At 65.9% G+C, this 24,675-nt stretch carries 27 protein-coding genes and 2 tRNA genes; 12 read left to right on the top strand and 17 right to left on the bottom strand.

Annotation, left to right across the window (positions count from 1 at the left end; translation table 11 throughout):
• The first annotated feature begins 25 nt into the window (after positions 1–25).
• Positions 26–1,720, top strand: coding sequence for a Stk1 family PASTA domain-containing Ser/Thr kinase (gene pknB, locus ABIC47_RS06760; RefSeq protein ID WP_354478551.1), 1,695 nt, complete (start codon positions 26–28; stop codon positions 1,718–1,720).
• A 48-nt stretch (positions 1,721–1,768) separates the two neighbouring features.
• Here the strand turns inward: pknB and ABIC47_RS06755 are convergent, their stop codons facing one another.
• From ABIC47_RS06755 to ABIC47_RS06745, 3 genes are read right to left on the bottom strand one after another with little or no spacing between them, the layout of a single operon-like run.
• Positions 1,769–2,407, bottom strand: coding sequence for an anthranilate synthase component II (locus ABIC47_RS06755; RefSeq protein ID WP_354478548.1), 639 nt, complete (start codon positions 2,405–2,407; stop codon positions 1,769–1,771).
• On the bottom strand, positions 2,404–2,562 hold the full coding sequence (locus ABIC47_RS06750; RefSeq protein WP_018189050.1) for a hypothetical protein: 159 nt from the start codon (positions 2,560–2,562) through the stop codon (positions 2,404–2,406). Before ABIC47_RS06750 ends, ABIC47_RS06755 begins: the two co-directional genes overlap by 4 nt.
• Before the next feature lies 1 nt (position 2,563).
• Positions 2,564–3,325, bottom strand: coding sequence for a class E sortase (locus tag ABIC47_RS06745; RefSeq protein WP_231371155.1), 762 nt, complete (start codon positions 3,323–3,325; stop codon positions 2,564–2,566).
• 109 nt (positions 3,326–3,434) lie between these two features.
• Between ABIC47_RS06745 and ABIC47_RS06740 the strand changes: the two genes are divergently transcribed.
• Positions 3,435–3,695, top strand: a complete 261-nt coding sequence (locus tag ABIC47_RS06740) for a cell division protein CrgA (protein WP_018189048.1) — start codon at positions 3,435–3,437, stop codon at positions 3,693–3,695.
• 212 nt (positions 3,696–3,907) lie between these two features.
• Here ABIC47_RS06740 and ABIC47_RS06735 read toward each other — a convergent pair whose 3' ends face one another.
• Together ABIC47_RS06735 and ABIC47_RS06730 are read right to left on the bottom strand one after the other, a co-directional pair.
• Positions 3,908–4,765 (bottom strand): rhomboid family intramembrane serine protease, encoded by an 858-nt coding sequence (locus ABIC47_RS06735; RefSeq protein ID WP_354478543.1) that lies wholly within the window; start codon positions 4,763–4,765, stop codon positions 3,908–3,910.
• A gap of 23 nt (positions 4,766–4,788) precedes the next feature.
• Positions 4,789–5,328 carry a peptidylprolyl isomerase gene (locus ABIC47_RS06730; RefSeq protein ID WP_018189046.1) on the bottom strand — a complete coding sequence of 180 codons (540 nt, stop codon included), beginning with the start codon at positions 5,326–5,328 and terminating at the stop codon, positions 4,789–4,791.
• A gap of 121 nt (positions 5,329–5,449) precedes the next feature.
• Between ABIC47_RS06730 and ABIC47_RS06725 the strand changes: the two genes are divergently transcribed.
• Both ABIC47_RS06725 and ABIC47_RS06720 read left to right on the top strand, forming a co-directional pair.
• Positions 5,450–6,028 carry a hypothetical protein gene (locus ABIC47_RS06725; RefSeq protein ID WP_354478540.1) on the top strand — a complete coding sequence of 193 codons (579 nt, stop codon included), beginning with the start codon at positions 5,450–5,452 and terminating at the stop codon, positions 6,026–6,028.
• A 78-nt stretch (positions 6,029–6,106) separates the two neighbouring features.
• A complete protein-coding gene (locus tag ABIC47_RS06720; RefSeq protein ID WP_029042900.1) occupies positions 6,107–6,310 on the top strand; it encodes a PspC domain-containing protein in 204 nt (67 codons plus the stop codon).
• Here the strand turns inward: ABIC47_RS06720 and ABIC47_RS06715 are convergent.
• Complete coding sequence (locus tag ABIC47_RS06715) at positions 6,307–6,732, bottom strand: NUDIX hydrolase (protein ID WP_354478537.1); 426 nt, start codon at positions 6,730–6,732, stop codon at positions 6,307–6,309. The two genes, ABIC47_RS06720 and ABIC47_RS06715, sit on opposite strands and share 4 nt — an antisense overlap.
• A gap of 48 nt (positions 6,733–6,780) precedes the next feature.
• Between ABIC47_RS06715 and ABIC47_RS06710 the strand changes: the two genes are divergently transcribed.
• Complete coding sequence (locus tag ABIC47_RS06710) at positions 6,781–7,644, top strand: Fpg/Nei family DNA glycosylase (RefSeq protein WP_354478534.1); 864 nt, start codon at positions 6,781–6,783, stop codon at positions 7,642–7,644.
• Positions 7,645–7,650: 6 nt separating this feature from the next.
• Here the strand turns inward: ABIC47_RS06710 and ABIC47_RS06705 are convergent, their stop codons facing one another.
• A complete protein-coding gene (locus ABIC47_RS06705) occupies positions 7,651–8,073 on the bottom strand; it encodes a rhodanese-like domain-containing protein (RefSeq protein ID WP_354478721.1) in 423 nt (140 codons plus the stop codon).
• A gap of 101 nt (positions 8,074–8,174) precedes the next feature.
• On the opposite strand from ABIC47_RS06705, the gene ABIC47_RS06700 reads away from it, so the two are divergent.
• A complete protein-coding gene (locus tag ABIC47_RS06700; RefSeq protein ID WP_089879431.1) occupies positions 8,175–8,639 on the top strand; it encodes an Lrp/AsnC family transcriptional regulator in 465 nt (154 codons plus the stop codon).
• A gap of 21 nt (positions 8,640–8,660) precedes the next feature.
• Here the strand turns inward: ABIC47_RS06700 and ABIC47_RS06695 are convergent.
• The 10 genes from ABIC47_RS06695 to dnaA form a co-directional block, all read right to left on the bottom strand.
• Positions 8,661–8,733: transfer RNA gene (locus tag ABIC47_RS06695), tRNA-Ala, on the bottom strand.
• 11 nt (positions 8,734–8,744) lie between these two features.
• Positions 8,745–8,821, bottom strand: a tRNA-Ile gene (locus tag ABIC47_RS06690).
• Between the two features lie 50 nt (positions 8,822–8,871).
• Entirely contained in the window at positions 8,872–9,285 is a 414-nt protein-coding gene (locus tag ABIC47_RS06685) for a DUF3566 domain-containing protein (protein WP_018189039.1), read from the bottom strand.
• Positions 9,275–11,827 (bottom strand): DNA gyrase subunit A, encoded by a 2,553-nt coding sequence (gene gyrA / locus ABIC47_RS06680; protein WP_354478530.1) that lies wholly within the window; start codon positions 11,825–11,827, stop codon positions 9,275–9,277. Before gyrA ends, ABIC47_RS06685 begins: the two co-directional genes overlap by 11 nt.
• Positions 11,828–11,874: 47 nt before the next feature.
• The gene (gyrB, locus tag ABIC47_RS06675) at positions 11,875–13,875 is read right to left on the bottom strand and encodes a DNA topoisomerase (ATP-hydrolyzing) subunit B (protein WP_018189037.1); all 2,001 of its coding nucleotides are present in this window, start codon (positions 13,873–13,875) and stop codon (positions 11,875–11,877) included.
• A gap of 123 nt (positions 13,876–13,998) precedes the next feature.
• Positions 13,999–14,508, bottom strand: a complete 510-nt coding sequence (locus ABIC47_RS06670) for a DciA family protein (RefSeq protein ID WP_354478527.1) — start codon at positions 14,506–14,508, stop codon at positions 13,999–14,001.
• Entirely contained in the window at positions 14,501–15,667 is a 1,167-nt protein-coding gene (gene recF, locus ABIC47_RS06665; protein WP_354478524.1) for a DNA replication/repair protein RecF, read from the bottom strand. The genes ABIC47_RS06670 and recF overlap by 8 nt, the downstream gene beginning before the upstream one ends.
• A gap of 21 nt (positions 15,668–15,688) precedes the next feature.
• Entirely contained in the window at positions 15,689–16,576 is an 888-nt protein-coding gene (gene gnd / locus ABIC47_RS06660; protein ID WP_018189034.1) for a phosphogluconate dehydrogenase (NAD(+)-dependent, decarboxylating), read from the bottom strand.
• A gap of 38 nt (positions 16,577–16,614) precedes the next feature.
• A complete protein-coding gene (dnaN, locus tag ABIC47_RS06655) occupies positions 16,615–17,760 on the bottom strand; it encodes a DNA polymerase III subunit beta (protein WP_020076179.1) in 1,146 nt (381 codons plus the stop codon).
• Positions 17,761–18,173: 413 nt separating this feature from the next.
• Positions 18,174–19,604, bottom strand: a complete 1,431-nt coding sequence (gene dnaA, locus ABIC47_RS06650; protein ID WP_020076180.1) for a chromosomal replication initiator protein DnaA — start codon at positions 19,602–19,604, stop codon at positions 18,174–18,176.
• Positions 19,605–20,051: 447 nt separating this feature from the next.
• Here dnaA and rpmH point away from each other — a divergent pair, with 447 nt between their 5' ends.
• From rpmH to rsmG, 6 genes are read left to right on the top strand one after another with little or no spacing between them, the layout of a single operon-like run.
• On the top strand, positions 20,052–20,189 hold the full coding sequence (gene rpmH, locus ABIC47_RS06645; RefSeq protein ID WP_018189031.1) for a 50S ribosomal protein L34: 138 nt from the start codon (positions 20,052–20,054) through the stop codon (positions 20,187–20,189).
• A 9-nt stretch (positions 20,190–20,198) separates the two neighbouring features.
• Entirely contained in the window at positions 20,199–20,585 is a 387-nt protein-coding gene (rnpA, locus tag ABIC47_RS06640) for a ribonuclease P protein component (protein WP_354478519.1), read from the top strand.
• The gene (yidD, locus tag ABIC47_RS06635; RefSeq protein ID WP_018189030.1) at positions 20,582–20,911 is read left to right on the top strand and encodes a membrane protein insertion efficiency factor YidD; all 330 of its coding nucleotides are present in this window, start codon (positions 20,582–20,584) and stop codon (positions 20,909–20,911) included. The genes rnpA and yidD overlap by 4 nt, the downstream gene beginning before the upstream one ends.
• A gap of 9 nt (positions 20,912–20,920) precedes the next feature.
• A complete protein-coding gene (gene yidC, locus ABIC47_RS06630) occupies positions 20,921–21,883 on the top strand; it encodes a membrane protein insertase YidC (protein ID WP_018189029.1) in 963 nt (320 codons plus the stop codon).
• Between the two features lie 16 nt (positions 21,884–21,899).
• Complete coding sequence (locus ABIC47_RS06625) at positions 21,900–22,457, top strand: Jag family protein (RefSeq protein ID WP_354478515.1); 558 nt, start codon at positions 21,900–21,902, stop codon at positions 22,455–22,457.
• 14 nt (positions 22,458–22,471) lie between these two features.
• Positions 22,472–23,098 (top strand): 16S rRNA (guanine(527)-N(7))-methyltransferase RsmG, encoded by a 627-nt coding sequence (rsmG, locus tag ABIC47_RS06620; protein WP_354478513.1) that lies wholly within the window; start codon positions 22,472–22,474, stop codon positions 23,096–23,098.
• The last annotated feature ends 1,577 nt before the right edge of the window (positions 23,099–24,675 follow it).

Raw genomic sequence — 24,675 nt, 5'->3', positions numbered from 1 at the left:
AGTCGTCACCGAGAAGGAGTTCGCATTGAGCCCAGATAGCCGCCTGCTCGCAGGCCGATATCAGGTGGGCGAACTCATCGGCCGGGGCGGTATGTCGGACGTCCATCGCGGCACCGACACCCGCCTGGGCCGCACCGTGGCCATCAAACTGCTCAAGCCGTCCCTCGCGACCGACCCGGCGTTCCGCACCCGGTTCCGGCAGGAGGCGCAGGCCGCCGCCCGCATGACGCACCCGACGATCGTCCGTGTCTTCGACGCCGGCGAGGAGACGGTGCGCGAGCCGAACGGCCACGAGGCGCAGCTGCCCTTCATCGTCATGGAGTACGTCGACGGCGTCCTCCTCAAAGACCTGATCAAGAAGGGCCCGCTGGAGCGCTCGGAGGCTGTGCGCATCACCGAGGGCATCCTCACCGCCCTCGAGTACTCGCATCGCGCCGGCGTCGTGCACCGCGACATCAAGCCGGGCAACGTGATGATCACGAAGGCCGGCCAGGTGAAGGTGATGGACTTCGGCATCGCCCGGGCCATCAGCGACTCCTCGGCGACCGTGGCGCAGACCACCGCGGTTCTGGGCACGGCCAGTTACTTCTCTCCGGAGCAGGCCAAGGGCGAGTCCGTCGACGCCCGCACCGACCTGTATTCGACCGGCGTGGTGCTGTTCGAGATGCTGACCGGGCGTCCGCCGTTCCGCGGTGACACCCCGGTCGCGATCGCGTACCAGCACGTCAGCGAGACCGCCGTCCCGCCGAGCACCATCAACCCCAAGGTGTCGCCGGCGATGGATGTCGTCGTCGCCCGGGCGATGACGAAGGACCGCTTCGAGCGCTACCAGACGGTGGCGGAGTTCCGAGCCGACCTCGAAGAGGCCGCCGCAGGCCGCATCCCGAAGCGCAAGCATGAGGACGAGCTGGCCGAGACCCTGTTCGGCGCTCCGCCGAGCGCCGTCTCCGGTCCGGAGGCCGCGTTCCGTCAGCTCGCCGAGGACCAGACCATGACGCGCACCCAGCGTCGCCCACCCGTGATCTGGATCTGGGCGGGCATCGCGATCATGGCGGTCGTCATCGTGGCCGTTCTCGCCTGGGTGCTGCGGCTCGCGCCGAGCACGACAATGCCGGACTCGTCGCACAAGGTGCCGAACCTGTCGGGCCAGACACTCGACAAGGCGACTGCGCAGCTCGACGACATGAAGCTGAAGTGGGCGCAGGTCACCGAGGCGAGCCCCACTTACGCCGAGGGCCAGGTGATCCGGACGGATCCGGGTGCCGGCATCGTGGTGGCGTCGGGCGACACCATCACGCTGTATGTCTCGACCGGCAAGAAGACCGTCACCGTCCCGGATGTCCACAACATGACCGTGGATGCTGCAACGCAGGCGCTGCAGCAGGCCGGTCTCACCGTCGGTCCGACGACCTCGGAGAACTCTGCCAGCGTGCCTGCAAACGTGGTGATCAAGACGGATCCCGCCGCCAACACCTCGGCGCACGAAGGCGACGCGATCGGGCTCCATGTGTCGAGCGGCAAGGTGACGCTGACCGATCTGACCGGTCAGACCATCCAGGCCGCCACGGGGATCCTGTCGCAGCTCGGACTGACCGGTAATCCGAAGCCAGACCCCAGCTGCCCGCAGGACAAGGGCGCGACGATGGTGCACACACAGTCGGTCGCTCCGGGCGACGTGCCGCAAGGCACCACGGTCGACCTGACGTACTGCTCGGGTTGAGTCCGAGCGGCCGGCGGGGTTCGGCTCGCGTCTAGGTCCGCGCCTGGGTCAGCCCAGCTTGACGAGCGGGTTCAGTGAGCGGGATGCCTCTGCGGCGCCCGCCAGACCGGCGACCTCGAGCCAGTTGCCGAGCATCCGGTAGCCGCCCTCGGTGAGCACCGACTCGGGGTGGAACTGGACGCCGTAGATCGGCGCATCCGTGTGCTGCAGGGCCATGATCACGCCGCCGGCCGTGCGCGCGGTCACGTGAAGATCCTCGGGGAGCGTCCCGTCGACCACGGCCAGCGAGTGGTACCGCGTGGCCGTGAACGGCTGAGCGACACCGTCGAACAGGGCGCTGTCGTCGTGGGTGACCTGCGAGGTCTTGCCGTGCATGAGTTCTTCGGCGTTGGTGACCACGCCGCCGAACGCCTCCGCGATGGCCTGGTGACCGAGGCACACCCCGAGCAGCGGCTGACCGGTGCGGAGCGCCTGCTCGACGACCGGGATGGAGACTCCCGCGTCGGCCGGCTTGCCCGGGCCGGGTGAGACGAGCACGGCGTCGTACTCGGCCAGCTTCGCCGGAAGGTCGGCCACGGCGACGTCGTCGTTGCGCACGACGTCGGTCTCCGCGCCGAGTTCGCGCAGGTAGCCGTTCAGCGTGTAGACGAAGCTGTCGTAGTTGTCGATGACGAGTACGCGAGTCACGGGCCCACGGTACCTTCCTGCGGCCCGAGGAGCGAATCCACCCAGGGGAATACCCAGGTCACCAAGGCGAACAGCACCACGGCCACGAGAACGAGCAGCAGGATGATGCGCAGCCAGACCGGACCGGGCAGCACGCGCCACAGAGCTCCGTACATGTCAGCCTCCCTGCCCGACCGCGGCGGCGATCTCGCTCGGAACGTCCTGCGGCGGCGCGAACGACTGGAAGACGTTGTAGGCGATGAGCCGCTCCCCCGCGTGGAACGGCGGATTGCAGGTCGTGATGGTCATGAGCCGCTCGGTCGGGGTGGCCTGCGGCTGACGGGGCACGGGCAGCAGGACTTGCACGGCTGAGGGCTGCACGTACTCGAAGTTGCGGAAGGTGTAGGTGTACCAGCCGTCGGCGGTCTGCACGTAGATCCGGTCGCCGATCCGCAGCTTGGAGAGGTCGATGAAGGTGTTGCCCCATCCCGAGTCGTGGCCGGCGACGGCGAAGTTGCCGACCTGACCGGGCAGCTGCGTGTCGATGTAGTGGCCGACCCCCGCGGTGTAGCTGTTGAGCACGCGCTCGACATCGACGGTCTGACGGATGGTGCGCTTCCAGTCCGGGCCGAGGCGCGGAACATAGATGACCGCGAACGGCTGATACGGAGCGGGCTTCGCCATCACGGGCGGATCGACCTGAGCGGTGGAGGTGTCGGGCGTGGGCTTCGGCGCCTTCACTGCGTCGTCGATCCACTTCTGGCTCTGCTGCGCCGCCGCGTTCGTCTGCTGGCCGGCCAGCACGAGGTTGTTCCACCAGATCTGCCAGCCGAGGAACAGCAGGACCAGGACTCCCGCCGTGATCAGCAGCTCGCCGAGGACGCCGAGCACCGTCGGGCGGCGATGCGGCCGTCCGGCGCGGGTTTCCCTCGAAGTCACGTCGCTGATTCTAGGGATCCTCGCTGAGAATCGTCACGGTTGTCCACAGGCCCTCCCCCGGACGGGGGGATCAGCGTCCTCCGGAGCTTCCCCGCTACACTGTGGTGCTATGGCACGCAGCAAGTCCAAGACCAGAACCGAGCGCCCCGTCCGCGCCGAGCGCAGCGCCGCGGCATCCGGCGAAGAGGCTCCGAACCCCGTCTGGTTCAAGCCGGTCATGTTCGGCTTCATGCTGCTGGGCCTGATCTGGATCATCGTCTTCTACGTCAGCCAGAACCAGTACCCCATCCCCGCGCTCGGCGCATGGAACATCCTCGTCGGCTTCGGCATCGCGTTCATCGGCTTCCTGATGACCACGCGCTGGCGGTAGCCGGCGACTCTCCGTGTCTTTTCGGGCCCGGGACGGCGTCAGCCGCCCCGGGCTTCGTGTTTTCCACAGTTGTCCACAGGCACCCTGTGAACAGTTGCCGCGCGTTCCGCGGTGATTTCCCCAGTGTTAATAAGCCTGTGGAGAGTTACAGGCGTGTAATTCCTCACAGTGTTAATAAGCCTGTGGATAACTTATCCACGCCGTGTGGGGAACTACACGAAGAAGTGGATGAGGCTTACGGCGACGAAGATGAGGCACAGCAGCACGAGGAGCGGCAGCTGCCAGCGTCGGCGCTGCGGCTGCCGGGTCTCCACGTAGATGAGGCCGACCAGGACGCCGCCGATCAGTCCGCCGACGTGCGCCTGCCAGGCGATGTTGAACCCGGGGAGGAATCCGATGCCGAGGTTGATCGCCAGCAGCACGAGCATCTGCGTCGCGCTCCCGCCCAGACGGCGCTGGATGATGAAGAATGCGCCGAACAGACCGAAGATGGCGCCGGACGCTCCGAGAACCGGCTGGACCGGCGACGCGAGCAGCAGAACGCCGAGAGATCCCGCGAACCCGCTGATCAGGAAGAGCGCGAGATAACGCGCACGACCGAGCAGGGGTTCGAGCGCCATCCCGAAGATGAACAACGTGTACATGTTCAGGGCGATGTGGATGATGTTGGCGTGCGCGAACACGCTGGTGAACATCCGCCACGGCTCGAAGGCCACACCGAACGTCCCGCTCGGGTACGAGTAAGCCCCCGCGTACACCAGGGCCGAGTTGACCGGGAGGTTGAGCAGCGATCCCAGGGTCTGGACGATGAAGACGAGCACGCAGACCGCGATGATCGCGTACGTCACGACCGGTGCGCCGGAACCGGTGAGCCGCGTCACCCACGCCGGCTTCGTGCGAGGGTGGGTGGCACGCTGCTGCGCCATGCACTCCGGGCAGACGACCCCGACCGCAGCCGGGGTCTGGCACTCAGGGCAGATCGTCCGCCCGCACCTCTGGCAGAGCACATAGCTCTGCCGATCGGGATGCCGGTAGCAGTAGTTCGCGCGCGCGTCGACGGGCTGAGTCATGTGTCCTGCTCGCCCGTCCTTCCTCAGACCTGCTCGATGTCGATGGACTCGATGACGACGTCGTCCAGCGGCCGGTCGCGAGCGTCCGTCGGGACCTCGGCCAGCTTGTCGACGATCTTGCGCGACGCGTCGTCAGCGACCTCGCCGAAGATGGTGTGCTTGCCCTGCAGCCAGGTGGTCGGCGCGACGGTGATGAAGAACTGCGAGCCGTTGGTACCGCGGCCGCCCTGGATGCCGGCGTTCGCCATGGCCAGGATGTACGGCTGCGTGAAGTCGAGGTCTGGGCTGATCTCGTCGTCGAACTGGTAGCCCGGTCCGCCGACGCCCTGTCCGAGCGGGTCGCCGCCCTGGATCATGAAGCCCGGGATGATGCGGTGGAAGACCACGCCGTCGTAGAGAGGAGTCTTCGACTTCTCGCCCGTGGCGGGGTGCGTCCACTCGATCTCGCCCGTCGCCAGCCCGACGAAGTTCCGCACCGTCTTCGGCGCGTGGTTGCCGAAGAGGTTGACCTTGATGTCTCCGTAGTTAGTGTGGAGCGTGGCGACAGCGGTGTGCTTAGACATGGCATCAATTCTTGCACAGCGCGTATAGCTGACTTGGGCGGGCTCGAGACCTCTCGGGCCATCCCCAGCCCTTTCGGTGGCAAGATGGAGTCAGTCGCCACCCCGACCAACGGAGGAACAGATGAGCCTGACACGGAAGCGCAAGAAGGAGCTCAAGCGACTGCGCAGCGGAGCCGAGGACCTGTGGACTCAGCAGCAGGAGGTACTGGCCACCGCCAACGCCCTCGCTGCCGAGGCGCGCAAGCAGGCGGCCTACTACACGCGTGAGGAGATCGCGCCGCGCGTCCGTGACGGCTACGACCTGTACGTGCGCCCCGCGGCTCAGACCGCGAAGGAGACGGCGAGCCACTACGCGGGCCAGGCACGCCAGCGCGTCGTGACGGACGTCATCCCCGCTGTTGGCACGGCCGTCGGCACTGCGCTCTCGGTCGTCGATCACGCGCGCGCCGCTCGTGCGGCCGCCTTCTCCGGCGACTTCAAGAAGGCGGGCAAGGAGCTCTCGAAGAAGCCGAAGGCTCCCGCGAAGAAGTCCGGCCCCGGCGCCGGTGGTGTGATCGCGATCGGTCTCGGCATCGTGGCCGCCGTCGGCCTCCTCTACGCCGTGTGGCAGACCTTCCGCGCCGACGACGAGCTGTGGGTCGCCGACGAGGAGCCCACGACCCCGACGACGCCCGCGGCCACCGACACGGCGCAGCAGTAGGGTCCGACCACCCGCTCAGGGTCTGTTCGGGGGTTACCCCGATGGTGCGGCGTGCGCGCCGCTGCGAGTCTGGGATGCATGAGCACTTTGATGCGTCCCCGTGATGGTCGTGTGATCGCCGGCGTGTGCGCCGGCTTGGCGAACCGGTTCGGCCTCCGGCCGTGGACCGTCCGCGTCCTGTTCCTGCTGTCGTGCCTGCTTCCCGGCCCGCAGTTCATCGCTTACCTGGTGATGTGGATCGTCATCCCCGGCGAGCAGGGACGCGGCGCCGCGACGGTCTAGCGACGGCCGGTCAGTCCCGCCATCTCGAGTGCCGTGTCGACGAGCTCGACGCGGCGACTCGGGATGCGGTCGAGTGGGAACCACGCCGCCTCATCGGTGGTGCCGTCGAGTTCGTTGGTGAGCGATCCGCCGACGACCTGCGCGCGGTAGACGATCCGCAGGGCGTGCAGCGGCCCCGCATCCGGTATGAACCGGTGTTCGGCCGGAATCACTTTCGAGTCGATCCCCAGCAGGTCGCCGGCTTCGGCGATATAGCCGGTCTCCTCCGCGATCTCGCGGACCACCGCATCCACCGGGTCCTCTCCCGGGTCGATGCCGCCGCCCGGCAGGGTCCAGCCCGAGCGGCCGCCCTCGTTCCAGTGCGCGAGCAGGATGCGGTCGCCGTCGACGATGACGCCATATGCAGCCACTCTGATATCCATCGAACCAACGTACTGCCATTGTCGGTGGTCGAGGGCAGACTAGGGGTGATGCCCGAACTGCCGGAAGTCACCGCCCTCGCCGCCGACCTCGATGGCCGGCTGAAGCAGCGTGTCATCGACCGGTTGAGCATCGTCGCCTTCTCCGCACTGAAGACCTTCGACCCTCCGGCCGACGCTTTGCACGGCTTGACGATCACGGGAGTGAGCCGCCACGGCAAGTTCCTCGACATCGCCGCGGGAGAGCTCCACATCGTCGTGCACCTTGCGCGCGCCGGCTGGATCCGTTGGCGCGACTCCCCTCCGCCACCGCCCAACGGCCGGCTGGGCAAGGGTCCTCTCGCTTCCCGGCTGGTTCTGGACGACGGTTCCGGACTCGACATCACCGAGGCCGGAACGAAGAAGAGCCTCGCCATCTACGTCGTGCGCGATCCGGCCGAGGTGCCCGGCATCCAGCGCCTCGGACCCGACCCGCTCGACCCGTCGTTCACCGAGGAGGCGTTCGCAGGCATCCTCGCCGGGCAGGGGCGCGCGCAGATCAAGGGCGTGCTCCGCAATCAATCGCTCATCGCGGGGATCGGGAACGCCTACTCCGACGAGATCCTCCACGTCGCCAAGATGTCGCCGTACAAGCCGGCCAACATGGCGGCCGACGACGTCGCCCGCCTTTACGAGGCCATGCAGTCGACGCTGCGGGAGGCTCTCGCCCGAGCGGACGGCCTGGCCGCCTCTGAGCTGAAGAGCGAGAAGAAGTCGAACCTGCGCGTGCACGGGCGCACCGGTCAGCCGTGCCCCGTGTGCGGCGACACCATCCGGCAGGTCATCTTTCACGACTCCACCTTCCAGTACTGCCCCACGTGCCAGACCGGCGGCAAGCCGCTAGCCGATCGTGTGCTCTCCCGGCTCCTGAAGTAGTCCGGTTCAGCAGGCGCACGCGAACCCGGGAGGCGCGGTGAGCGGGTCGACCGACCGCTCGATCGGCCCGGAGTCATCCACGGTCGGGAGTCCCTCTCGCGCCCAGTACTCGTAGCCGCCGATCATCTCCCGCACCTCGTAACCCAGCCGGCTGAATGCGAGGGCTGCGCGGGTGGAACCGTTGCATCCCGGACCCCAACAGTAGACGACAACGGGCATGTCCAGGGGAATCGACCCCGGCGCCCGTTCTTCGATCTCCGCGGTCGGGAGGTGAACGGCTCCCGCCACGCGTCCGTGACTCCATGCGGCCGCGGCCCTGCTGTCGATGAGGACGAAGCGCTCGCCACGCTCGAACGCGGCGTGCACGTCGGACGGATCGGTCTCGAAACGGAGCTTCGCGGAGAAGTGCTGGATGGCGTCTTCGGTCATTGTCGTCATGCCACGAGACTAGGAAAACCCGGCGGTCGGCTGAAGGACCGATCCACGGCCTTCAGCCGCTTCGACCGTCGATCTCATGGCAGAATCACGCCATGACCGTCACTTCCACGTTCGCCGTCGACAGCACCGACCGGAGCATCCTGGCGGAGCTGCAACGCGACGGCCGCCAGTCGATCGCCGAGCTGGCCCGCACCGTCCACATGTCGAACAGCGCGGTGGCTGAACGCGTGCGGCGGCTGGAGGAGGCCGGGGTGATCACGGGCTATCGGGCAGTGATCGACCCCGAGCGGCTGGGCTACGGGATCCTCGCCTACCTGCGACTGCGCTACCCCAGCAGCCAGTACAAGCCGCTCCACGACCTGCTCGCCGAGATCCCTGAAGTCGTCGAGGCGCACCACGTCACCGGAGACGACTGCTTCATCCTCAAAGTGGTCGCAACCTCCATGCGACACCTGGAGCAGATCAGCGGTCGCGTCGGAACACTGGGAAGCGTGACAACGAGCGTCTCGTACTCGAGCCCGTTCCCGACGCGGACGATCGTCCCGCCGCAGTCGTGAACCGCGACAGACCCGTAAGGGTGGAGCCTAGGAGATTCGAACTCCTGACATCCTGCTTGCAAAGCAGGCGCTCTACCAACTGAGCTAAGGCCCCGTATGAGGTGATGGTGGGGATACGAGGACTTGAACCTCGGACCTCTTCGTTATCAGCGAAGCGCTCTAACCGCCTGAGCTATATCCCCGAATGGGCAGATACGAGACTACCCGATCTGCCCGAGCATTGCGAAATCGGTCAGTTGTTGGTGAAACCGACCAGGAGACCGCCGGTGATCTTCACCGAAAGGTTGTAGAGCAGCGCGAATACGGCGCCCAGAGCGGTCACCACGACGATGTCGAGGATGGCGACGATGAGCGAGAAGCCCATCACCTGACCGAGCCCCAGGATCGAGCGGAGGTCGCTGCCGCCGGCACCCGAGATGTCCTTGAACAGGCTGTTCACCTGGTCGAAGATGCCGGTGCGGTCGAGCACGGTCCAGATCAGGAACGTGCCGACGATGGCGATGATCGCGAGGCAGATCCCGGCGAGGAACGACAGCTTCACGGTCGACCAGAAGTCGATGTACACCAGCTTGAGCCGCACCTGCTTGGCGGATGCGGGTCGGCGGGACGACTTCTTGGCCAACTTCTCGGCGACGCTACTGCTCATCTGCGGTTTCATCCTTCCCGACGGCCTCGGTATCCTCCGCGGGAAGGGAGGATTCGAGATCACGTTCGGTGTTCTTCGCCAGAGCGATGATCTTGTCGGACTCGGCGAAACGTGCAAAGACGACACCCATGGTGTCGCGGCCCTTGGCTGGTACCTCGGCCACGGCAGAGCGTACCACCTTGCCGCTGGCAAGAACCACAAGGACCTCGTCGTCTTCGCCGACGATCAGCGCGCCCACCAGGTCTCCCCGGTCGTCGTTGAGTTTGGCCACCTTGATGCCCAGACCACCGCGGTTCTGCAGTCGGTACTGGTCCGCAGCGGTGCGCTTCGCATACCCGCCCTCGGTGACGACGAAGACGTAGCCCTCGTCGGAGACCACCGAGGCGTCGAGCAGCCGGTCGTCGCCGCGGAAGTGCATTCCGATGACACCGGAGGTCGACCGACCCATCGGACGGAGGGCCTCGTCGGACGCCGTGAAGCGGATGGACATGCCCTTGCGGGAGACCAGGAGCAGGTCGGAGTCCTCTTCGACCAGCAGCGCGGAGACGAGCTCGTCGTCCTCACGCAGCTTGATCGCGATGATCCCGCCCGTACGGTTGGTGTCGTACTCCTCGAGCGCCGTCTTCTTGATCAGGCCGTCGCGCGTGGCGAGCACGAGGTACTTCGCCGCCTGGTAGTCGCGGATGTCGAGGATCTCGGCGATCTCCTCATCCGGCTGCATGGCGAGCAGGTTGGCGACGTGCTGACCCTTGGCGTCGCGGCCGGCCTCCTGCACCTCGTAGGCCTTGGCGCGGTAGACGCGTCCCTTGTTCGTGAAGAAGAGGAGCCAGTGGTGCGTCGTCGTCACGAAGAAGTGGTCGACGACGTCCTCGCCGCGCAGCTGCGCGCCCTTCACGCCCTTCCCGCCGCGGTGCTGGCTGCGGTAGTTGTCGCTGCGTGTCCGCTTGATGTACCCGCCGCGGGTGACGGTGACCACCATCTCCTCTTCGGGGATGAGGTCCTCGACGCTCATGTCGCCGTCGTAGCCGAACATGATCTCGGTGCGGCGGTCGTCGCCGAAGCGGTCGACGATCTCGGTGAGCTCCTCGCTCACGATCGAGCGCTGGCGCATCGGGTCGTCGAGGATGGCGTGGAACTCGGCGATCTGCTTCTCGATCGCGTCGGCCTCGTCCACGATCTTCTGCCGTTCGAGGGCGGCCAGGCGGCGGAGCTGCATGGCGAGGATCGCATCCGCCTGCACGTCGTCGACGTCGAGGAGCGTCTTCAGACCTTCACGTGCGTCGTCGACCGTCGGCGAGCGGCGGATGAGCGCGATGACCTCGTCGAGCGCATCCAGCGCCTTGAGGTAGCCGCGCAGGATGTGGGCGCGCTCCTCCGCCTTCCGCAGACGGAAGCGGGTGCGCCGGACGATGACCTCGATCTGGTGGTCCACCCACGCGGTGATGAATCCGTCGAGCGCCAGGGTTCGCGGCACGTTGTCGACGATCGCGAGCATGTTCGCGCCGAAGTTCTCCTGCAGCTGCGTGTGCTTGTACAGGTTGTTCAGCACGACCTTGGCGACGGCGTCGCGCTTCAGCACGATCACGAGGCGCTGGCCGGTGCGGCCGGAGGTCTCGTCGCGGATGTCGGCGATGCCGCCGATACGACCCTCCTTGACGAGGTCCGCGATCTTGATCGCGAGGTTGTCCGGGTTCACCTGGTACGGCAGCTCGGTGACGACGAGGCAGACCCGACCCTGGATCTCCTCGATCGTGACGACGGCGCGCATCGTGATCGAGCCACGTCCGGTGCGGTAGGCGTCGTGGATACCCTTGACGCCGAGGATCTGCGCGCCGGTCGGGAAGTCCGGTCCCTTGATCCGCTTGATGAGCTCCTCGAGCAGCTCCTCACGGGAGGCCTCGGGATGCTGCAGGTGCCACAGAGCACCGTCGGCCACCTCGCGCAGGTTGTGCGGCGGGATGTTGGTGGCCATGCCGACCGCGATTCCGACGGAGCCGTTGACGAGCAGGTTCGGGAACCGGCTCGGCAGGACCGCCGGCTCCTGGGTGCGTCCGTCGTAGTTGTCCTGGAAGTCGACGGTCTCCTCGTCGATGTCCCGCACCATCTCGAGCGCGAGCGGGGCCATCTTCGTCTCGGTGTACCGCGGGGCCGCGGCGCCGTCGTTGCCCGGCGAGCCGAAGTTGCCCTGGCCGAGGGCCAGCGGGTAGCGCAGGCTCCACGGCTGGACGAGACGGACCAGCGCGTCGTAGATCGCCGAGTCGCCGTGCGGGTGGAACTGTCCCATCACGTCGCCGACGACGCGCGCGCACTTCGAGAACGCCTTGTCCGGGCGGTAGCCGCCGTCGAACATCGCGTAGATCACGCGGCGGTGCACCGGCTTCAGCCCGTCGCGCACCTCGGGCAGTGCACGCCCGATAATGACCGACATGGCGTAGTCGAGGTACGACCGCTGCATCTCCGACTGCAGGTCGACCTGGTCGATCCTGCCGTGGATGCCGAAGCCGGCCCCGCTCTCGCCCGACACGTTCTCTTCGTCCGTCACAGTCTTCTCTCCCTCGCAATCCCTCGTCGTTCACCCATGCCGGAGCATCAGATGTCGAGGAACCGCACGTCCTTGGCGTTCTTCTGGATGAACGAGCGGCGCGACTCGACGTCCTCGCCCATCAGCGTGGCGAAGATCTCGTCCGCGGCGGCCGCGTCGTCGAGCGTGACCTGGAGCAGCGTCCGGGTCTCCGGGTTCATCGTGGTCTCCCACAGCTCCTGATAGTCCATCTCGCCGAGACCCTTGTAGCGCTGCACACCGTTGTCCTTCGGGATGCGCTTGCCCGCCGCGAGCCCCTCGGCCAGGAACGCGTCGCGCTCGCGGTCGGAGTACACGTACTCGTGCTCGGCGTTGGACCACTTGAGCCGGTAGAGCGGCGGCTGCGCCAGGTAGACGTAGCCGAGCTCGATCATCGGGCGCATGTAGCGGAACAGCAGGGTGAGGAGCAGCGTGGTGATGTGCTGGCCGTCGACATCGGCGTCGGCCATGAGCACGATCTTGTGGTACCGCGCCTTCTCCGGGTCGAAGTCCTCGCCGATGCCGGCGCCGAACGCCGTGATCATCGCCTGCACCTCGTTGTTGCCGAGGGCGCGGTCGAGCCGCGCCTTCTCGACGTTGAGGATCTTGCCGCGCAGGGGCAGGATCGCCTGCGTCTCCGGGTTGCGGCCCTGCACCGCCGAGCCGCCGGCCGAGTCACCCTCGACGATGAAGATCTCCGAGATCGTCGGGTCCTTCGACTGGCAGTCCTTCAGCTTGCCCGGCATCCCGCCGCTCTCCAGCAGGCCCTTGCGGCGGGCGGTCTCACGCGCCTTGCGGGCGGCGAGGCGCGCGGTCGCGGCCTGGAGCGCCTTGCGGATGATGTCCCTCGCCTGGTTCGGGTTGCGGTCGAACCAGTCGCCGAGCTGATCGCCGACGACCTTCTGTACGAAGGCCTTGGCCTCGGTGTTGCCTAGCTTCGTCTTGGTCTGGCCCTCGAACTGCGGCTCGGAGAGCTTCACGGAGATGACAGCCGTCAGACCCTCGCGCACGTCGTCGCCCGAGAGGTTGTCATCCTTGTCCTTGAGGATGCCCTTCTCGCGCGCATACCGGTTGACCAGCGTGGTCAGCGCAGCGCGGAAGCCCTCTTCGTGCGTGCCGCCCTCGTGCGTGTTGATCGTGTTCGCGTAGGTGAACACGCTCTCGTTGTAGCTGGTCGTCCACTGCATGGCGACCTCGAGAGCGATCTTGCGGTCGGTGTCCTCCGACTCGAACGAGATGATCTCGTCGTGGACGACCTCCACCTTCTTCGCGGAGTTCAGATACTGGACGTAGTCCATCAGACCGCGCTCGTAGAGGAAGACCTCGTGACGCGGAGTGTGCTCCTCGTCGACCTCGCCCTCGACGTGCTCGATCTCGGGCGCGCGCTCGTCGGTGATCGCGATGCGCAGTCCCTTGTTCAGGAAGGCCATCTGCTGGAACCGCGTGCGCAGCGTCTCGTAGTCGAACACGATCGTCTCGAAAGTCTCGGCACTCGGCCAGAACGTGATGATCGTTCCGGTGCGGTCCGACGCCTCGCCCTTCTCGAGCGGAGCCTGCGGGACACCGTTGCGGTAGCTCTGCCGCCACACGTGACCCTGTCGGTGCACCTCGACGTCGAGGCGGCTGGACAGCGCGTTCACGACCGAGCTGCCGACGCCGTGGAGTCCGCCCGACACCGCATACCCGCCGCCGCCGAACTTCCCGCCGGCGTGCAGGATGGTGAGGACGACCTCCACCGTGGACTTCTTCTCGACCGGGTGCTCATCGACCGGGATGCCACGACCGTTGTCGTCGACGCGCACAGCGCCATCCGGGAGGATCGTCACCTCGATGTTGTCGGCGTGACCGGCGAGGGCCTCGTCGACCGAGTTATCCACGATCTCGTAGACCAGGTGGTGAAGACCGCGGGGACCGGTGGAACCGATGTACATCCCGGGTCGTTTGCGGACGGCTTCGAGACCCTCGAGGACCTGGATCTCATTCGCGCCGTATTCGTGTTCCGTCCCGGCCGCGTTCGGTTCCATCGTCATATGAAATTAGGCTCCTGACCGCACTCAACAGTGACGTTCCATTCTACCAAGAGACGGGGGCCGAAATCCCCGAAAACGGCCGTCTGAGGCTTTTTCCGCACTGTGGCGACCTCTTTTGCGCTCTCAGCCGTAAGTATCGCGCGGGCCACGCCCTGGAATCGACCTGGGGCCTCTTTTCCAGGAGGGGGCGTCCGGTCCCTGAAAACGGATGGACTCGATGCCCGCCTCGGGGAATCGCTCCGCGATGCGCGCGAGCAGCTCCGAGCGCATCATCCGCAGCTGCGTCGCCCACGCCGTCGACTCGCATCGGACGACAAGGACACCGTCGGTGATCTGGTCCGGTTCGGCGTGCTTCGCGGTCTCTTCGCCGGCCAGTTCGCGCCATCCCTCCAGCAGGTCGGACTTCGCGAGGGCGGAGGTCCAGCCGAGCTGCGCCGCGAGCGCGTCGACGACGTCACCGACACCGCGCGGGTCGCGCCCCGACCCGAAGGGCTGGCTGCCGGTCGTGCTCTCTTCGCGACGTGGGCCGCGCCGGCTTCGCGAGGTCGTGCCGGTGAAGAGCGCCTTCAGCCGCAGATAGACGGCCGATGCCTCGCTCTCGCTCGGTGTGTTCCGGGTTGTGCGATCAGGCATCGGGCGTCTCCACGATGCTGCCCGCCTCGATGCGGATGGTGTGCGCGGTGAGTTGGTCCGGCACGTCGTCGTAGACGGCCGCGGTGATGAGCACCTGCTCGTAACCGGCCACGGCGGTTGCGAGCATCCGTCGCCGAGCCTGGTCGAGTTCGGCGAAGACGTCATCGAGGATGAGCACCGGGTCGCCGGTCGTCGACTCCTGGCGGAGCAGTTCCGCAGACGCCAGCTTGAGTGCCAGGGCGAACGACCACGATTCGCCGTGGCTGGCATACCCCTTCGCCGGGAGAGCATTCAGCTCGAACAGCACGTCGTCGCGGTGCGGTCCGACCAGGGTGAGACCGCGATCGAGCTCTTTGCGGCGCACGGCCGCCAGCGCCCGGCGGAAGGCCTCAGGGGTCGCGACACCGGCTGAGCCCGTTACATCCTCTTCCGTCGCGCCTTCCTCCTCATCGACGTGCGCGCCGTAGATGGTGAGCTGCGGGAGAAGCCGTGGATGGTGGTCGTCCCCTGCGACCGAGCGGTACGCCGCGACGAGGGGATCGCTCAGTCGCGCGACAAGGTCGAGCCGAGCATCCATCAACTCGGAACCGAGCTGGACGAGCCGGTCGTCCCAGATCTCGAGGGTGCCCAGCTGGTCCTCTCGGACACGGGAGGCGCGCGCCGACTTCAGCAGCGTGTTCCGCTGCTTCAGTACGCGCTCATAGTCGGCGATGACCGCCGAGAAACGCGGATTCCGCTGGATGAGAAGCTGATCCAGGAACCGCCGGCGGATCCCCGGCTCCCCACGGACCAGGGCGAGGTCCTCGGGTGCGAACAGAACGCTGGAGAAGTACCGCGGCAGCTCACGCGGCTTGATGGCGCCCCGATTCACCTGGGCCCGATTCGGTGAGCTGCGGTTCAGCTGCACCTCGACGAGGATCTCCCGGCCGTCGTGCTGGATCCGTGCCCGGACGATCGCCGCGTCGGCATCTTTCCGGATCATCGCCTGATCGCTCGACACCCGATGCGACCCGAGGGTGCTCAGGTAGCCGAGCGATTCGACGAGGTTCGTCTTTCCCTGGCCGTTGCGGCCGACGAAGAGGTTCGCGCCGGCCGCGAACGGCACCTCCGCAGTGCGGTAATTGCGGAAGTCGGTCAGGGAGAGATGAGTGACACGCACAGAGTTTTCAGTTCACGCGTCTCAGTCGACGGCCTTGACGGCGTGGCCGCCGAACTGGTTCCGCAGGGCGGCGACGGCCTTCATGGCCGGCGAGTCCTCCTGGCGCGAAACGAACCGCGCGAAGATCGAGGCACTGATCGTCGGAACGGGGACGGCGTTGTTGAGCGCCTCCTCGACGGTCCAGCGGCCCTCACCGGAATCCTGCACGTAGCCTTCGATGTGCTCGAACTCCGGGTCCTGCTCCAGAGCGCGGACGAGCAGGTCGAGCAGCCAGGACCGCACGACGGTCCCGCGCTGCCACGCCTTGAAGGTCCCGGTGACGTCCTTGATGATGTCCTTGCGCGTGTCGAGGAGCTCGTAGCCCTCGGCGTACGCCTGCATCAGCGCGTACTCGATGCCGTTGTGCACCATCTTCGCGTAGTGACCGGCGCCCACCTCGCCGACGTGGACGAATCCCTCGTCGCGCGGACCCTCCGGGCGCAGCGCGTCGAAGACGGGCATGACACGCTCGACCTGCGCGGCCGAACCGCCGACCATGAGGCCGTAGCCGTTCTCGAGTCCCCAGATGCCGCCGGAGACACCGACGTCCATGAAGTCGACACCGCGCGGCGCGAGGAGCTCGGAGTGCTTGAAGTCCTCGGTGAACTTGGAGTTGCCGCCGTCGATGACGAGATCGCCCTTCTCGAGCAGCGGTTCGAGCTCACGGATCACCGAGTCGGTGATCTGGCCTGCAGGCACCATGACCCAGATCGTGCGCGGCGCGGGGAGCGCCGCGACGAGGTCGGCCACGGTCGCGACGTCAGAGACCTCGGGGTTCGTGTCGTAGCCGGTGACGTCGATGCCGTTCTTCTCGAGCCGGGCACGCATGTTGTTGCCCATGCGTCCGAGACCGATGAGGCCGATGTGCATGATTGTCCTTCTCTTCCTTGCTTCAGCGGCGCCGGGTTCTAGCGCAGGAGCAGGTTGGGCTGGAGCAGATACTTGTAAGAGTCCGCGCCTGCCTGATCCTTGGACGTCTGGCTCGTGATGAGCACAGGGCCCGGCTTGTTGGGGTTCTCGGTCTTGGTGAACGAGATGCGCACGAATTCCGAGTGCACCGCACCGAGACCATCGAGCAGGAACTGCGGCTTCAATGAAACCACCGTCTCCTGGCCAGTGAGAAGAGCGTCGATGCTCTCGGATGCCTGCGCCTGCTCGGATCCGATCGCTTCCAGCGTCAGCCCGTCGGCGGTGAAGGTGTAACGGAGCGCGGCCTCGCGCTCGAGGACGAGCGCGACTCGGCGGGTCGCCTCGATGAGCTCGGCGGTGTTCATCACCGCGTAGTTGTCGACCTGCTCAGGGAAGAGCCGGCGGACCGGGGGGAAGTTGCCCTTGATCAGGAGCGACGTGACGGTCTTCCTGTCCGCGGTGAACGCGATCAACTCGCGGTCGTCGCGGTTGGTGATGGAGATCGAGACGTTGCCGCTGTGCCCGAAGGTCTTGCCGATCTCGGTGAGCGTCCGGGCCGGAACGAGCGCGGTCACGGGCTCACCGGACGTCGTGCCGTTGTCCCAGTCGATCTCGCGAACGGCGACACGATACCGGTCGGTGGCGACGAGCCCCAGCGTGTTGTCGCCGACCTCGAGCTGCACACCGGTGATGACGGGGGTCACATCGTCGCGCGAGGCGGCGACGCCCACCTGGGCGACGGCTTCGGCGAATTCCTCCGCGGGCACCAGCCCGGCATCGCCGCCGACCTGCGGGATGCTCGGGTATTCCTCGACCGGCATGGACAGCAGGGTGAAGTTCGCCGATCCGGCACGGACGACGATCTTCGACTCCTCGGTCGAGAACTGCACCGGTGCGTTCGGAAGCTTCGAGGCGATCTCGGCGAGGAGGCGACCGGAGACCAAGACACGTCCGGGCTCTTCGACCTCTGCGGCGATCTCGGTCTGCGCAGATACCTCGTAGTCGAATGACGACAGCTGGAGTCCGTTGTCCGTCGTCTCGATGAGGACACCACTCAGGATGGGCAGGGTCGTCCGCTGCGGCAGGAGCTTCACCGCGAAGGAGACAGCCTCGCTGAACACATCCCGATTGGCTTGGAACTTCACGAAGTCACCTCTGTCGGCTTGACGGTCACGGACGTCACAAATCCTAGCGCCTGCCCTGTGACGCGGATGCGGTGCTCCCTCGACCCCTTGAGGTTGTCGTCTGCCCTCATTGAAAAGAGTTAAGGAGTAATCGTGTTAACCGCTGTGGAAAATGTGGATAACTCTGTTGAGGCCGCGCGATCACAGGGAACTACACGTCGGTGACTTGTTGATGACCTGAGGATTCCGGCTGTTCACAACGATCCGCAGGGGTGGGGCCGAGCGACGCCTTTTCACAGCATCGCGAGCGCAGTCCCCATTAAACGTGTGGTTCTCCGGAAGCTCTCCACAAGTTATCCACAAGTGTTAATAACGCTTTGTCCCCACTCTGGGGATGGATATGTGGATAAGTTCTGCGCTAGAGGGGCGCGTCGCTACTTGCCGTAGCGGTGATTCTGCTTGATCCGGCTCGTGAGCTCGGTGACCTGGTTGTAGATCGAGCGCCGCTCCTTCATGAGCTCGCTGATCTTCTTGTTCGCGTACATGACCGTGGTGTGGTCGCGGCCGCCGAACAGCTGGCCGATCTTGGGCAGAGAGAGATTCGTCAGCTCGCGGCACAGGTACATGGCGATCTGCCGGGCGGTGGCGACCGCCTGCGACCGGCTTGAGCCGTAGAGGTCGTCGACGCTGAGCTTGAAGTACTCGGCGGTGTTGGTGATGATGTCCGTCGGCGCGATGACGTTGTCGTCGTCGAGCGTGATCAGGTCCTTCAGGACGGTCTGAACGAGCGGCATGTCCACCGGGGTGCGGTTGAGGCTCGCGAAGGCGGTGACGCGGATGAGCGTCCCCTCGAGCTCGCGGATGTTGCTCGAGACCTTCGAGGCCATGAACTCCAGGATGTCGTCGGGCACCTGGATCTTCTCGCTCTGCGCCTTCTTGCGGAGGATCGCGATGCGGGTCTCGAGGTCGGGCACCTGGACATCGGTGATGAGGCCCCACTCGAAGCGCGACCGCATGCGGTCCTCGAAGCCGGTGAGGTGCTTCGGCGGGAGGTCGGAGGTGATGACCACCTGCTTGTTGTGGTCGTGGAGCGTGTTGAAGGTGTGGAAGAACGCCTCCTGCGTCTCGACCGCCCGCTGGAGGAACTGGATGTCGTCGATCAGCAGGATGTCGATGTTGCGGTAGCGCGCCTGGAACGACGAGCCGCGGTTGTTCGCGATCGAGTTGATGAAGTCGTTCGTGAACTCCTCCGACGAGACGTATCGGACGCGGATCCCCGGGTAGAGACTCATCGCGTAGTGGCCGATGGCGTGGAGGAGGTGTGTCTTGCCGAGGCCCGAGTCGCCGTAGATGAAGAGCGGGTTGTAGGCCTTGGCCGGCGCCTCGGCCACGGCAACCGCGGCCGCGTGCGCGAAACGGTTGGACTGGCCGATGACGAAGTTGTCGAAGCTGTACTTGGCGTTGAGCCGGGTGTCGCCGCCACGCGGCGGTGCCGTGATCTCGGTGGGCGTCGAGATGACCGGAGCGGCCTGCTCGACATAAGAGGGCGCCGATTCGGTCTCCGGCGCAGGGCCGGCCATCGTGTCCTGCTGGATCTCGGGGTTGACGACGATCGCGAAGGTGTTGACCTGCAGCTCGTCGTCGAGCGAGCCGATCGCGTGGAGGAGCGGGACCCGGCTGCGCTGTTCGATCATTCCCCGAGTGAACTCGTTGGGCACCTCCAGATAGAAGGTGCCGGCCATGATGCCCTTGGGCTCGACCAGGCTGAGGAACCCGTACAGCTGCGGGGTGATCCGGTCGTCCGTCTCGAGCTTTCCGAGCACGTCCTGCCATGCCGCAGCTATGGACTCTTCGCCGCCTGCCATCGTTCCCCGTCTTCGTCTGTGTTGCGGATGCCGTCAGCCCGACGAGGGGACGAGTCGACCCCCGGTGACTCTCGTCGGGTTGGCGGCTTCGGATGCCGCCGGTGGGTATTCACAGAGTTATCCACCGCTGTGTGAGCAATACCGTAGCGATCTCCGGCCAGAATTGGCATGGCCTGGGGATAACTTTCGACCTCACGGTAACTTGTCCACAGAAGAGCGATCAAATCCGATCGGCGGCATACGTCGGCGCGTCGGCCATCGCTTCCCTGCTAATACCGTGCATAATCAGTGGATTTGACTCGATCGGTTTGACCTCGTCCCACCCCAGGCCGTAGTTTTAATCAGTTGACTTGCGGCCGTTCCGGCTGCCCTGTAACTTTCCTGGCCTCCCCGTGCTGGCTCTTTCTCTCAGCACAGGCCTGTGAAGAGACCACCACGGAGATAGATATGAGCAAGAGAACTTTCCAGCCGAACAACCGCAAGCGTGCGAAGACCCACGGTTTCCGTCTGCGCATGCGCACCCGCGCGGGTCGCGCCATCCTCTCCGCTCGCCGCCGCAAGGGCCGCGAGAAGCTCTCGGCGTAACCGCTTCCGGTGCTCGCGAAAGCCAATCGCATCACGCGGGGGGCGGACTACCGGGCGACCGTACGACGCGGTGCTCGCTTCACTGGAGCGTCCACCGTCACGTACGTCCGCCCGAATCCGGACTCCAGTGTGGTGCGATTCGGCTTTATCGTGAGCAAGACGGTCGGTAACGCAGTCATGCGGAACCGGGTCCGGCGCCGGCTCAAGGCCGCTGCCTACGATCTGCTTCCGCTCTACTCTCCGAGTCCGGGCGATACTGCCGGGCTCGACGTGGTCGTGCGCGCATTGCCAGCCTCCGTTCAAGCACCGTGGGCTAGCCTGCACGAAGAGCTCTCACGGGCATCGTCCCGTTTCACCAGCCGCAGTCATCTCAGTAAGGGCAGCGTCCGTTCATGAACACCGCGCTCGCAGCAGTGCTCCTCGCGCCGCGCAATGCCGCGGTGCTGGTGCTGCGTGCGTATCGGGCCGTGATCTCGCCGCTCTACGGTGACGTCTGCCGGTACTACCCGTCGTGTTCGGCCTATGCATTGCAGGCCATCCAGCAGCACGGCGTGGTCGTGGGCTCGTTCCTCGGCATCCGGCGCATCGCCCGGTGCCACCCGTGGGCGGCCGGCGGGGTCGACGACGTCCCCCCGGCGAAGAAGCCGCGGTATCGGGTGACCCCGTTCGGATTCGTCGTCGCCACCACGCACGGCAGCGTCATCAGTCAGCGAAGGGCCTAGCAACAACACATGGACATCATCGGTACCATCCTCTGGCCCATCAAATGGGTCGTGGAGCTGATCCTCGTCGCCTTCCACTGGCTGTTCACCCAGATGGGGCTGGACCCGGCTGCGGGCATCACCTGGGTGCTTGCCATCGTCGGACTGACGGTCGTCGTGCGCGCCGCGCTGATCCCGATCTTCGTGCGCCAGATCAAGAACCAGCGACGAATGCTGGAGATCGCGCCGCAGCTGAAGAAGATCCAGGACAAGTACAAGGGCAAGAAGGATCAGTTCTCTCGTGAGGCCATGTCGCGCGAGACGATGGACCTCTACAAGAAGACCGGCACCAACCCGCTGAGTTCGTGCCTGCCTCTTCTGCTCCAGATGCCTGTCTTCTTCTCGCTCTTCCAGGTGCTCAACGGCGCCCAGAGCGGCAAGGCGGGTGTCGGTCCTTTGAACGAGACGCTCGCCCAGCAGTTCGGAAATGCGACGCTCTTCGGGGTCGCGCCGCTGCACCAGAGCTTCCAGGGTGCGATGAACGCGCACCCGCCGCAGGTCGCCGTCATGATCATCGCGGCCGTTATGGTTATTCTGATGACCGGGTCGCAGTTCCTCACGCAGCTGCAGATCGTCTCGAAGAACATGTCGCCGGAGACCAAGGCGAGCCCGCAGTTCAAGCAGCAGCGCATTCTGCTGTACCTGCTCCCCTTCGTCTTCCTCTTCTCCGGTTTCGCCTTCCCGCTCGGTGTCATGTTCTACTGGCTGACCTCGAACCTGTGGACCATGGGTCAGCAGTTCCTCGTCATCCGCAACATGCCGACCCCCGGATCGGACGCGGCCAAGGCTCGGGAGGCGCGCCTCGCGAAGAAGGGCAAGCTGGTCCAGCCGGATGGCGCGACTGTGCTGACCGTCGAGGAGCAGCCCAAGAAGCAGGTCCAGCGCGTTCAGCCGGTGAGCAAGGCTCGCGCGAAGAAGCAGGCCGGAAAGTAGTTAGGATCTTCAACCGATGACCGACGTGCAGACCTCCTCCCCCGATCCCGCCGACCTCACCGAGGTGGTGGCGGACGACGCTTCCGTCTCTGTCGAGACGTCCGAGCCGACCGCTGCCGACCTTGACCGCGAGGGTGACATTGCGGCCGACTACATCGAGGAGCTGCTCGACATCGCCGACATCGACGGCGACATCGACATCGACACCCGCAACGGTCGTGCGTACATCTCGGTCAACACCGACGACGAGTCGTCCAACCTCTCGCTCCTGGCCAACGCCGACACCGTTGCCGCGCTTCAGGAGCTGACGCGCCTGGCCGTGCAGAACCAGACCGGCGGCTACTCGCGCTTGATCCTGGACATCGCCGGCTCGCGCGATGCACGCCAGGCCGAGCTGGCACGTCTCGTCGACCGCGCGATCGAGCGGCTCGATGAGGGGGCAGCGGAGGCTGCCCTTCCTCCCATGTCGTCGTACGAGCGCAAGCTTGTCCACGACGTCGTCTCGGAGCGCGGCTACGTGTCGACCTCGCGTGGCGAAGGCCGCGACCGCTACACGGTCATCACGGCCAGCTAGTTTCACGTGAAACTGTGACCGACGTCGAGCACGAACCCGAGGCGGCGGCCGTCCTCTTTGGCGACCGCATCGACCTCGCCCGCGAGTTCACGCGCAACCTCGCGCAACAGGGTGAGGAACGCGGTCTCATCGGACCCTTGGAACTCCCCCGCCTGTGGTCACGCCACATCCTGAACTGCGCGATCGTCGCTCCCCTGCTTCGGCCGGGGCGAGTTGGGGATGTCGGAAGCGGGGCCGGACTGCCGGGACTGGTGCTCGCCATTGCCCGGCCTGACGTGTCTTTCGTCTTGATCGAGCCGATGGAGCGTCGAGTCGCTTGGCTGAATGAGCAGGTCGTGGAGCTGGGTCTCGACAACGTGGTGGTCCTTCGTGCGCGCGCCGAGGACGCGAGGATCGATGATCCGCTCGACCAGGTGACGGCTCGTGCCGTGAGCGCTTTCCGTAAGCTCATTCCGTTGACCGCTCCCCTCCTCCGGGATGGCGGTGAGCTTGTCCTCATGAAGGGCGCGGCGGCGGCGGCCGAGGTCGAAGCCGCGACCAAGGAGATCCGGAAGTACAAGGTGACCGATGTCGAGGTTCTGACCCTCGGTGAGGGTGTCTTGACAGAAGTCACGCGCGTCATTCGCGCTCGCGTGCGCTGATCTCGGCCGCCCGGCGGCGCTGCGATCGGGCTTAGGATCCCTCTCTGACAACCGGAGCACGTGCTTTCGTTGCGTCAGAGCCATTCTAAGGCGATGTTCGACGATGGCTCCGGCCTCAATTTCGGGTCTGCGGGGCATGTCTCGCGGTCGCGACAGGGACAGAGCGTGTTCGCGACATCGTTGACTCTCCCCCCCGGAGCTGACTGACCGGCGGCTGGGTTGTTCTTTCGGAGAGTGGCAGCGCTCGAGTGACGCCAACGTCGACGACCTGGGGCGTGCTCTCGTTTCAGATGGCCGCGTCTACCGATGATGGGACCCGGGAAACATAGTCAGGCCTTCCGGCATGTGCAGCACGAGTGCCTTCGTGGGCGGAGTGCCGCAACGCACTTGTCCCAGTCCAGGCTCTACTCGTTCCCTATGGTCGCCCTCGCATGTTCAGGCAAGAGGCCGGGCACGACCGGCCCGAACGCGAGTTCGGCGGCTGTATGGAGAGCGGGCTGCGCTGTTCGGCGCCCGTAGACCCTTGGATACTCGCCGCCCCGGCGAGCCCATATTCGGACGCGTCGGCGTTTCACGTGAAACGCCGACGGGGCGCGCTGGTCGGCCGTCATTCTCACGCTCGCTGGGTTGGGCGGCAACCGTTCAGTCGCTTTACCGTGCTGCGAGTCCGGCCCCGGGACAGCATGCCTAAAAGCGCAACCGCGGCGTGTCTCGTATCAGGGATGAGGAGCGAGGGGTCAGGACTCTGACTGTATCTGTTGGTCGCCTCCGCAGGCAGGAAGTGAGGCTCGCGGCCGTAGGAGGCGCGAGTCTCAGCTTCGTCTTCCCCCGACCGGACGTCGAAGAGCTGAGTCCTTCGAATGGATTGGCTCCCCCGAACCGTAACTTCCAGGCCGACCCATCATCTGAGCTAGCGTGCTATCTCCCCGGAGGCGCCGCTGCAGGTGCTCCTCGGGGCGACGGAAGGCGCGATGACAGGTTGGCGCGATGACAGGTGAGCGCGCTATCGGCGGCACCAGAGTGCAGTGAACGACGGGAGTTCACGAGCTCGCGAGCTCATGGTGACCGATGTCTCGATGTACGGAAAGAGGGCGGGCGGCCTCGTAGCGGCGCTGGGCCCGCCCAGTCGGCGTCATTGTGCACGGTCGACCGCAAGCCGTGCGGCATGCGGGGCAAGTTTCACGTGAAACAGTCGGCCGTGAGCGCCGGAAGAGACCGTATTCGGGGCTCTTGCCAGTCGTTACCGGCCGACAGTCGCGACCTCAAGTAGAAGCCGCGCTCTGTAGCGAGCTTCGTGCCGGATCTTGGTACCGGGCTTGGGTGCTGGGCTTCCGCGGACGGCTTTCGTGGTGGCCTGCGTGAGGCGAGTGTGGCGGGGCTTCCGCGGCGAGCTTTCGTGGAGGGTTGCGTAGGGCGTTCGTGGCGGGGCTTAGCGGGACTTCGGCAACGGGGTGTCGAGGGACTTTTGCTGCGGGCTAACGTCGGGGGTTGTGCGGCGCTTTCGCAGCGGGGTTTCGCGGCGGCCTTGTTGTGGGGCGGCGGTGCGCGACCAGCACGTCCCCGCGGGTTCTCGAGAG

Origin of the sequence: Leifsonia sp. 563, assembly GCF_040545055.1 — a bacterium.
Taxonomy (GTDB): domain Bacteria; phylum Actinomycetota; class Actinomycetes; order Actinomycetales; family Microbacteriaceae; genus Leifsonia.
Note: the sequence above shows the minus strand (reverse complement) of the source record. Positions and strands in the feature narration are given on the sequence as shown.

What these genes read in the sequence shown, in the direction of transcription:
- ABIC47_RS06750 (WP_018189050.1), bottom strand. Translation starts at nt 2,562, where the DNA reads ATGTACGGAGCTCTGTGGCGCGTGCTGCCCGGTCCGGTCTGGCTGCGC.
- yidC (WP_018189029.1), top strand. Translation starts at nt 20,921, where the DNA reads ATGGACATCATCGGTACCATCCTCTGGCCCATCAAATGGGTCGTGGAG.
- ABIC47_RS06700 (WP_089879431.1), top strand. Translation starts at nt 8,175, where the DNA reads ATGACCGTCACTTCCACGTTCGCCGTCGACAGCACCGACCGGAGCATC.
- ABIC47_RS06715 (WP_354478537.1), bottom strand. Translation starts at nt 6,732, where the DNA reads ATGGATATCAGAGTGGCTGCATATGGCGTCATCGTCGACGGCGACCGC.
- yidD (WP_018189030.1), top strand. Translation starts at nt 20,582, where the DNA reads ATGAACACCGCGCTCGCAGCAGTGCTCCTCGCGCCGCGCAATGCCGCG.
- gnd (WP_018189034.1), bottom strand. Translation starts at nt 16,576, where the DNA reads ATGCACATCGGCCTCATCGGTCTCGGACGCATGGGCAACAACATGCGT.
- dnaA (WP_020076180.1), bottom strand. Translation starts at nt 19,604, where the DNA reads ATGGCAGGCGGCGAAGAGTCCATAGCTGCGGCATGGCAGGACGTGCTC.
- ABIC47_RS06685 (WP_018189039.1), bottom strand. Translation starts at nt 9,285, where the DNA reads ATGAGCAGTAGCGTCGCCGAGAAGTTGGCCAAGAAGTCGTCCCGCCGA.
- ABIC47_RS06725 (WP_354478540.1), top strand. Translation starts at nt 5,450, where the DNA reads ATGAGCCTGACACGGAAGCGCAAGAAGGAGCTCAAGCGACTGCGCAGC.
- ABIC47_RS06705 (WP_354478721.1), bottom strand. Translation starts at nt 8,073, where the DNA reads ATGACCGAAGACGCCATCCAGCACTTCTCCGCGAAGCTCCGTTTCGAG.
- ABIC47_RS06710 (WP_354478534.1), top strand. Translation starts at nt 6,781, where the DNA reads ATGCCCGAACTGCCGGAAGTCACCGCCCTCGCCGCCGACCTCGATGGC.
- ABIC47_RS06720 (WP_029042900.1), top strand. Translation starts at nt 6,107, where the DNA reads ATGAGCACTTTGATGCGTCCCCGTGATGGTCGTGTGATCGCCGGCGTG.
- ABIC47_RS06740 (WP_018189048.1), top strand. Translation starts at nt 3,435, where the DNA reads ATGGCACGCAGCAAGTCCAAGACCAGAACCGAGCGCCCCGTCCGCGCC.
- ABIC47_RS06730 (WP_018189046.1), bottom strand. Translation starts at nt 5,328, where the DNA reads ATGTCTAAGCACACCGCTGTCGCCACGCTCCACACTAACTACGGAGAC.
- gyrB (WP_018189037.1), bottom strand. Translation starts at nt 13,875, where the DNA reads ATGACGATGGAACCGAACGCGGCCGGGACGGAACACGAATACGGCGCG.
- ABIC47_RS06670 (WP_354478527.1), bottom strand. Translation starts at nt 14,508, where the DNA reads ATGCCTGATCGCACAACCCGGAACACACCGAGCGAGAGCGAGGCATCG.
- ABIC47_RS06735 (WP_354478543.1), bottom strand. Translation starts at nt 4,765, where the DNA reads ATGACTCAGCCCGTCGACGCGCGCGCGAACTACTGCTACCGGCATCCC.
- rpmH (WP_018189031.1), top strand. Translation starts at nt 20,052, where the DNA reads ATGAGCAAGAGAACTTTCCAGCCGAACAACCGCAAGCGTGCGAAGACC.
- ABIC47_RS06625 (WP_354478515.1), top strand. Translation starts at nt 21,900, where the DNA reads ATGACCGACGTGCAGACCTCCTCCCCCGATCCCGCCGACCTCACCGAG.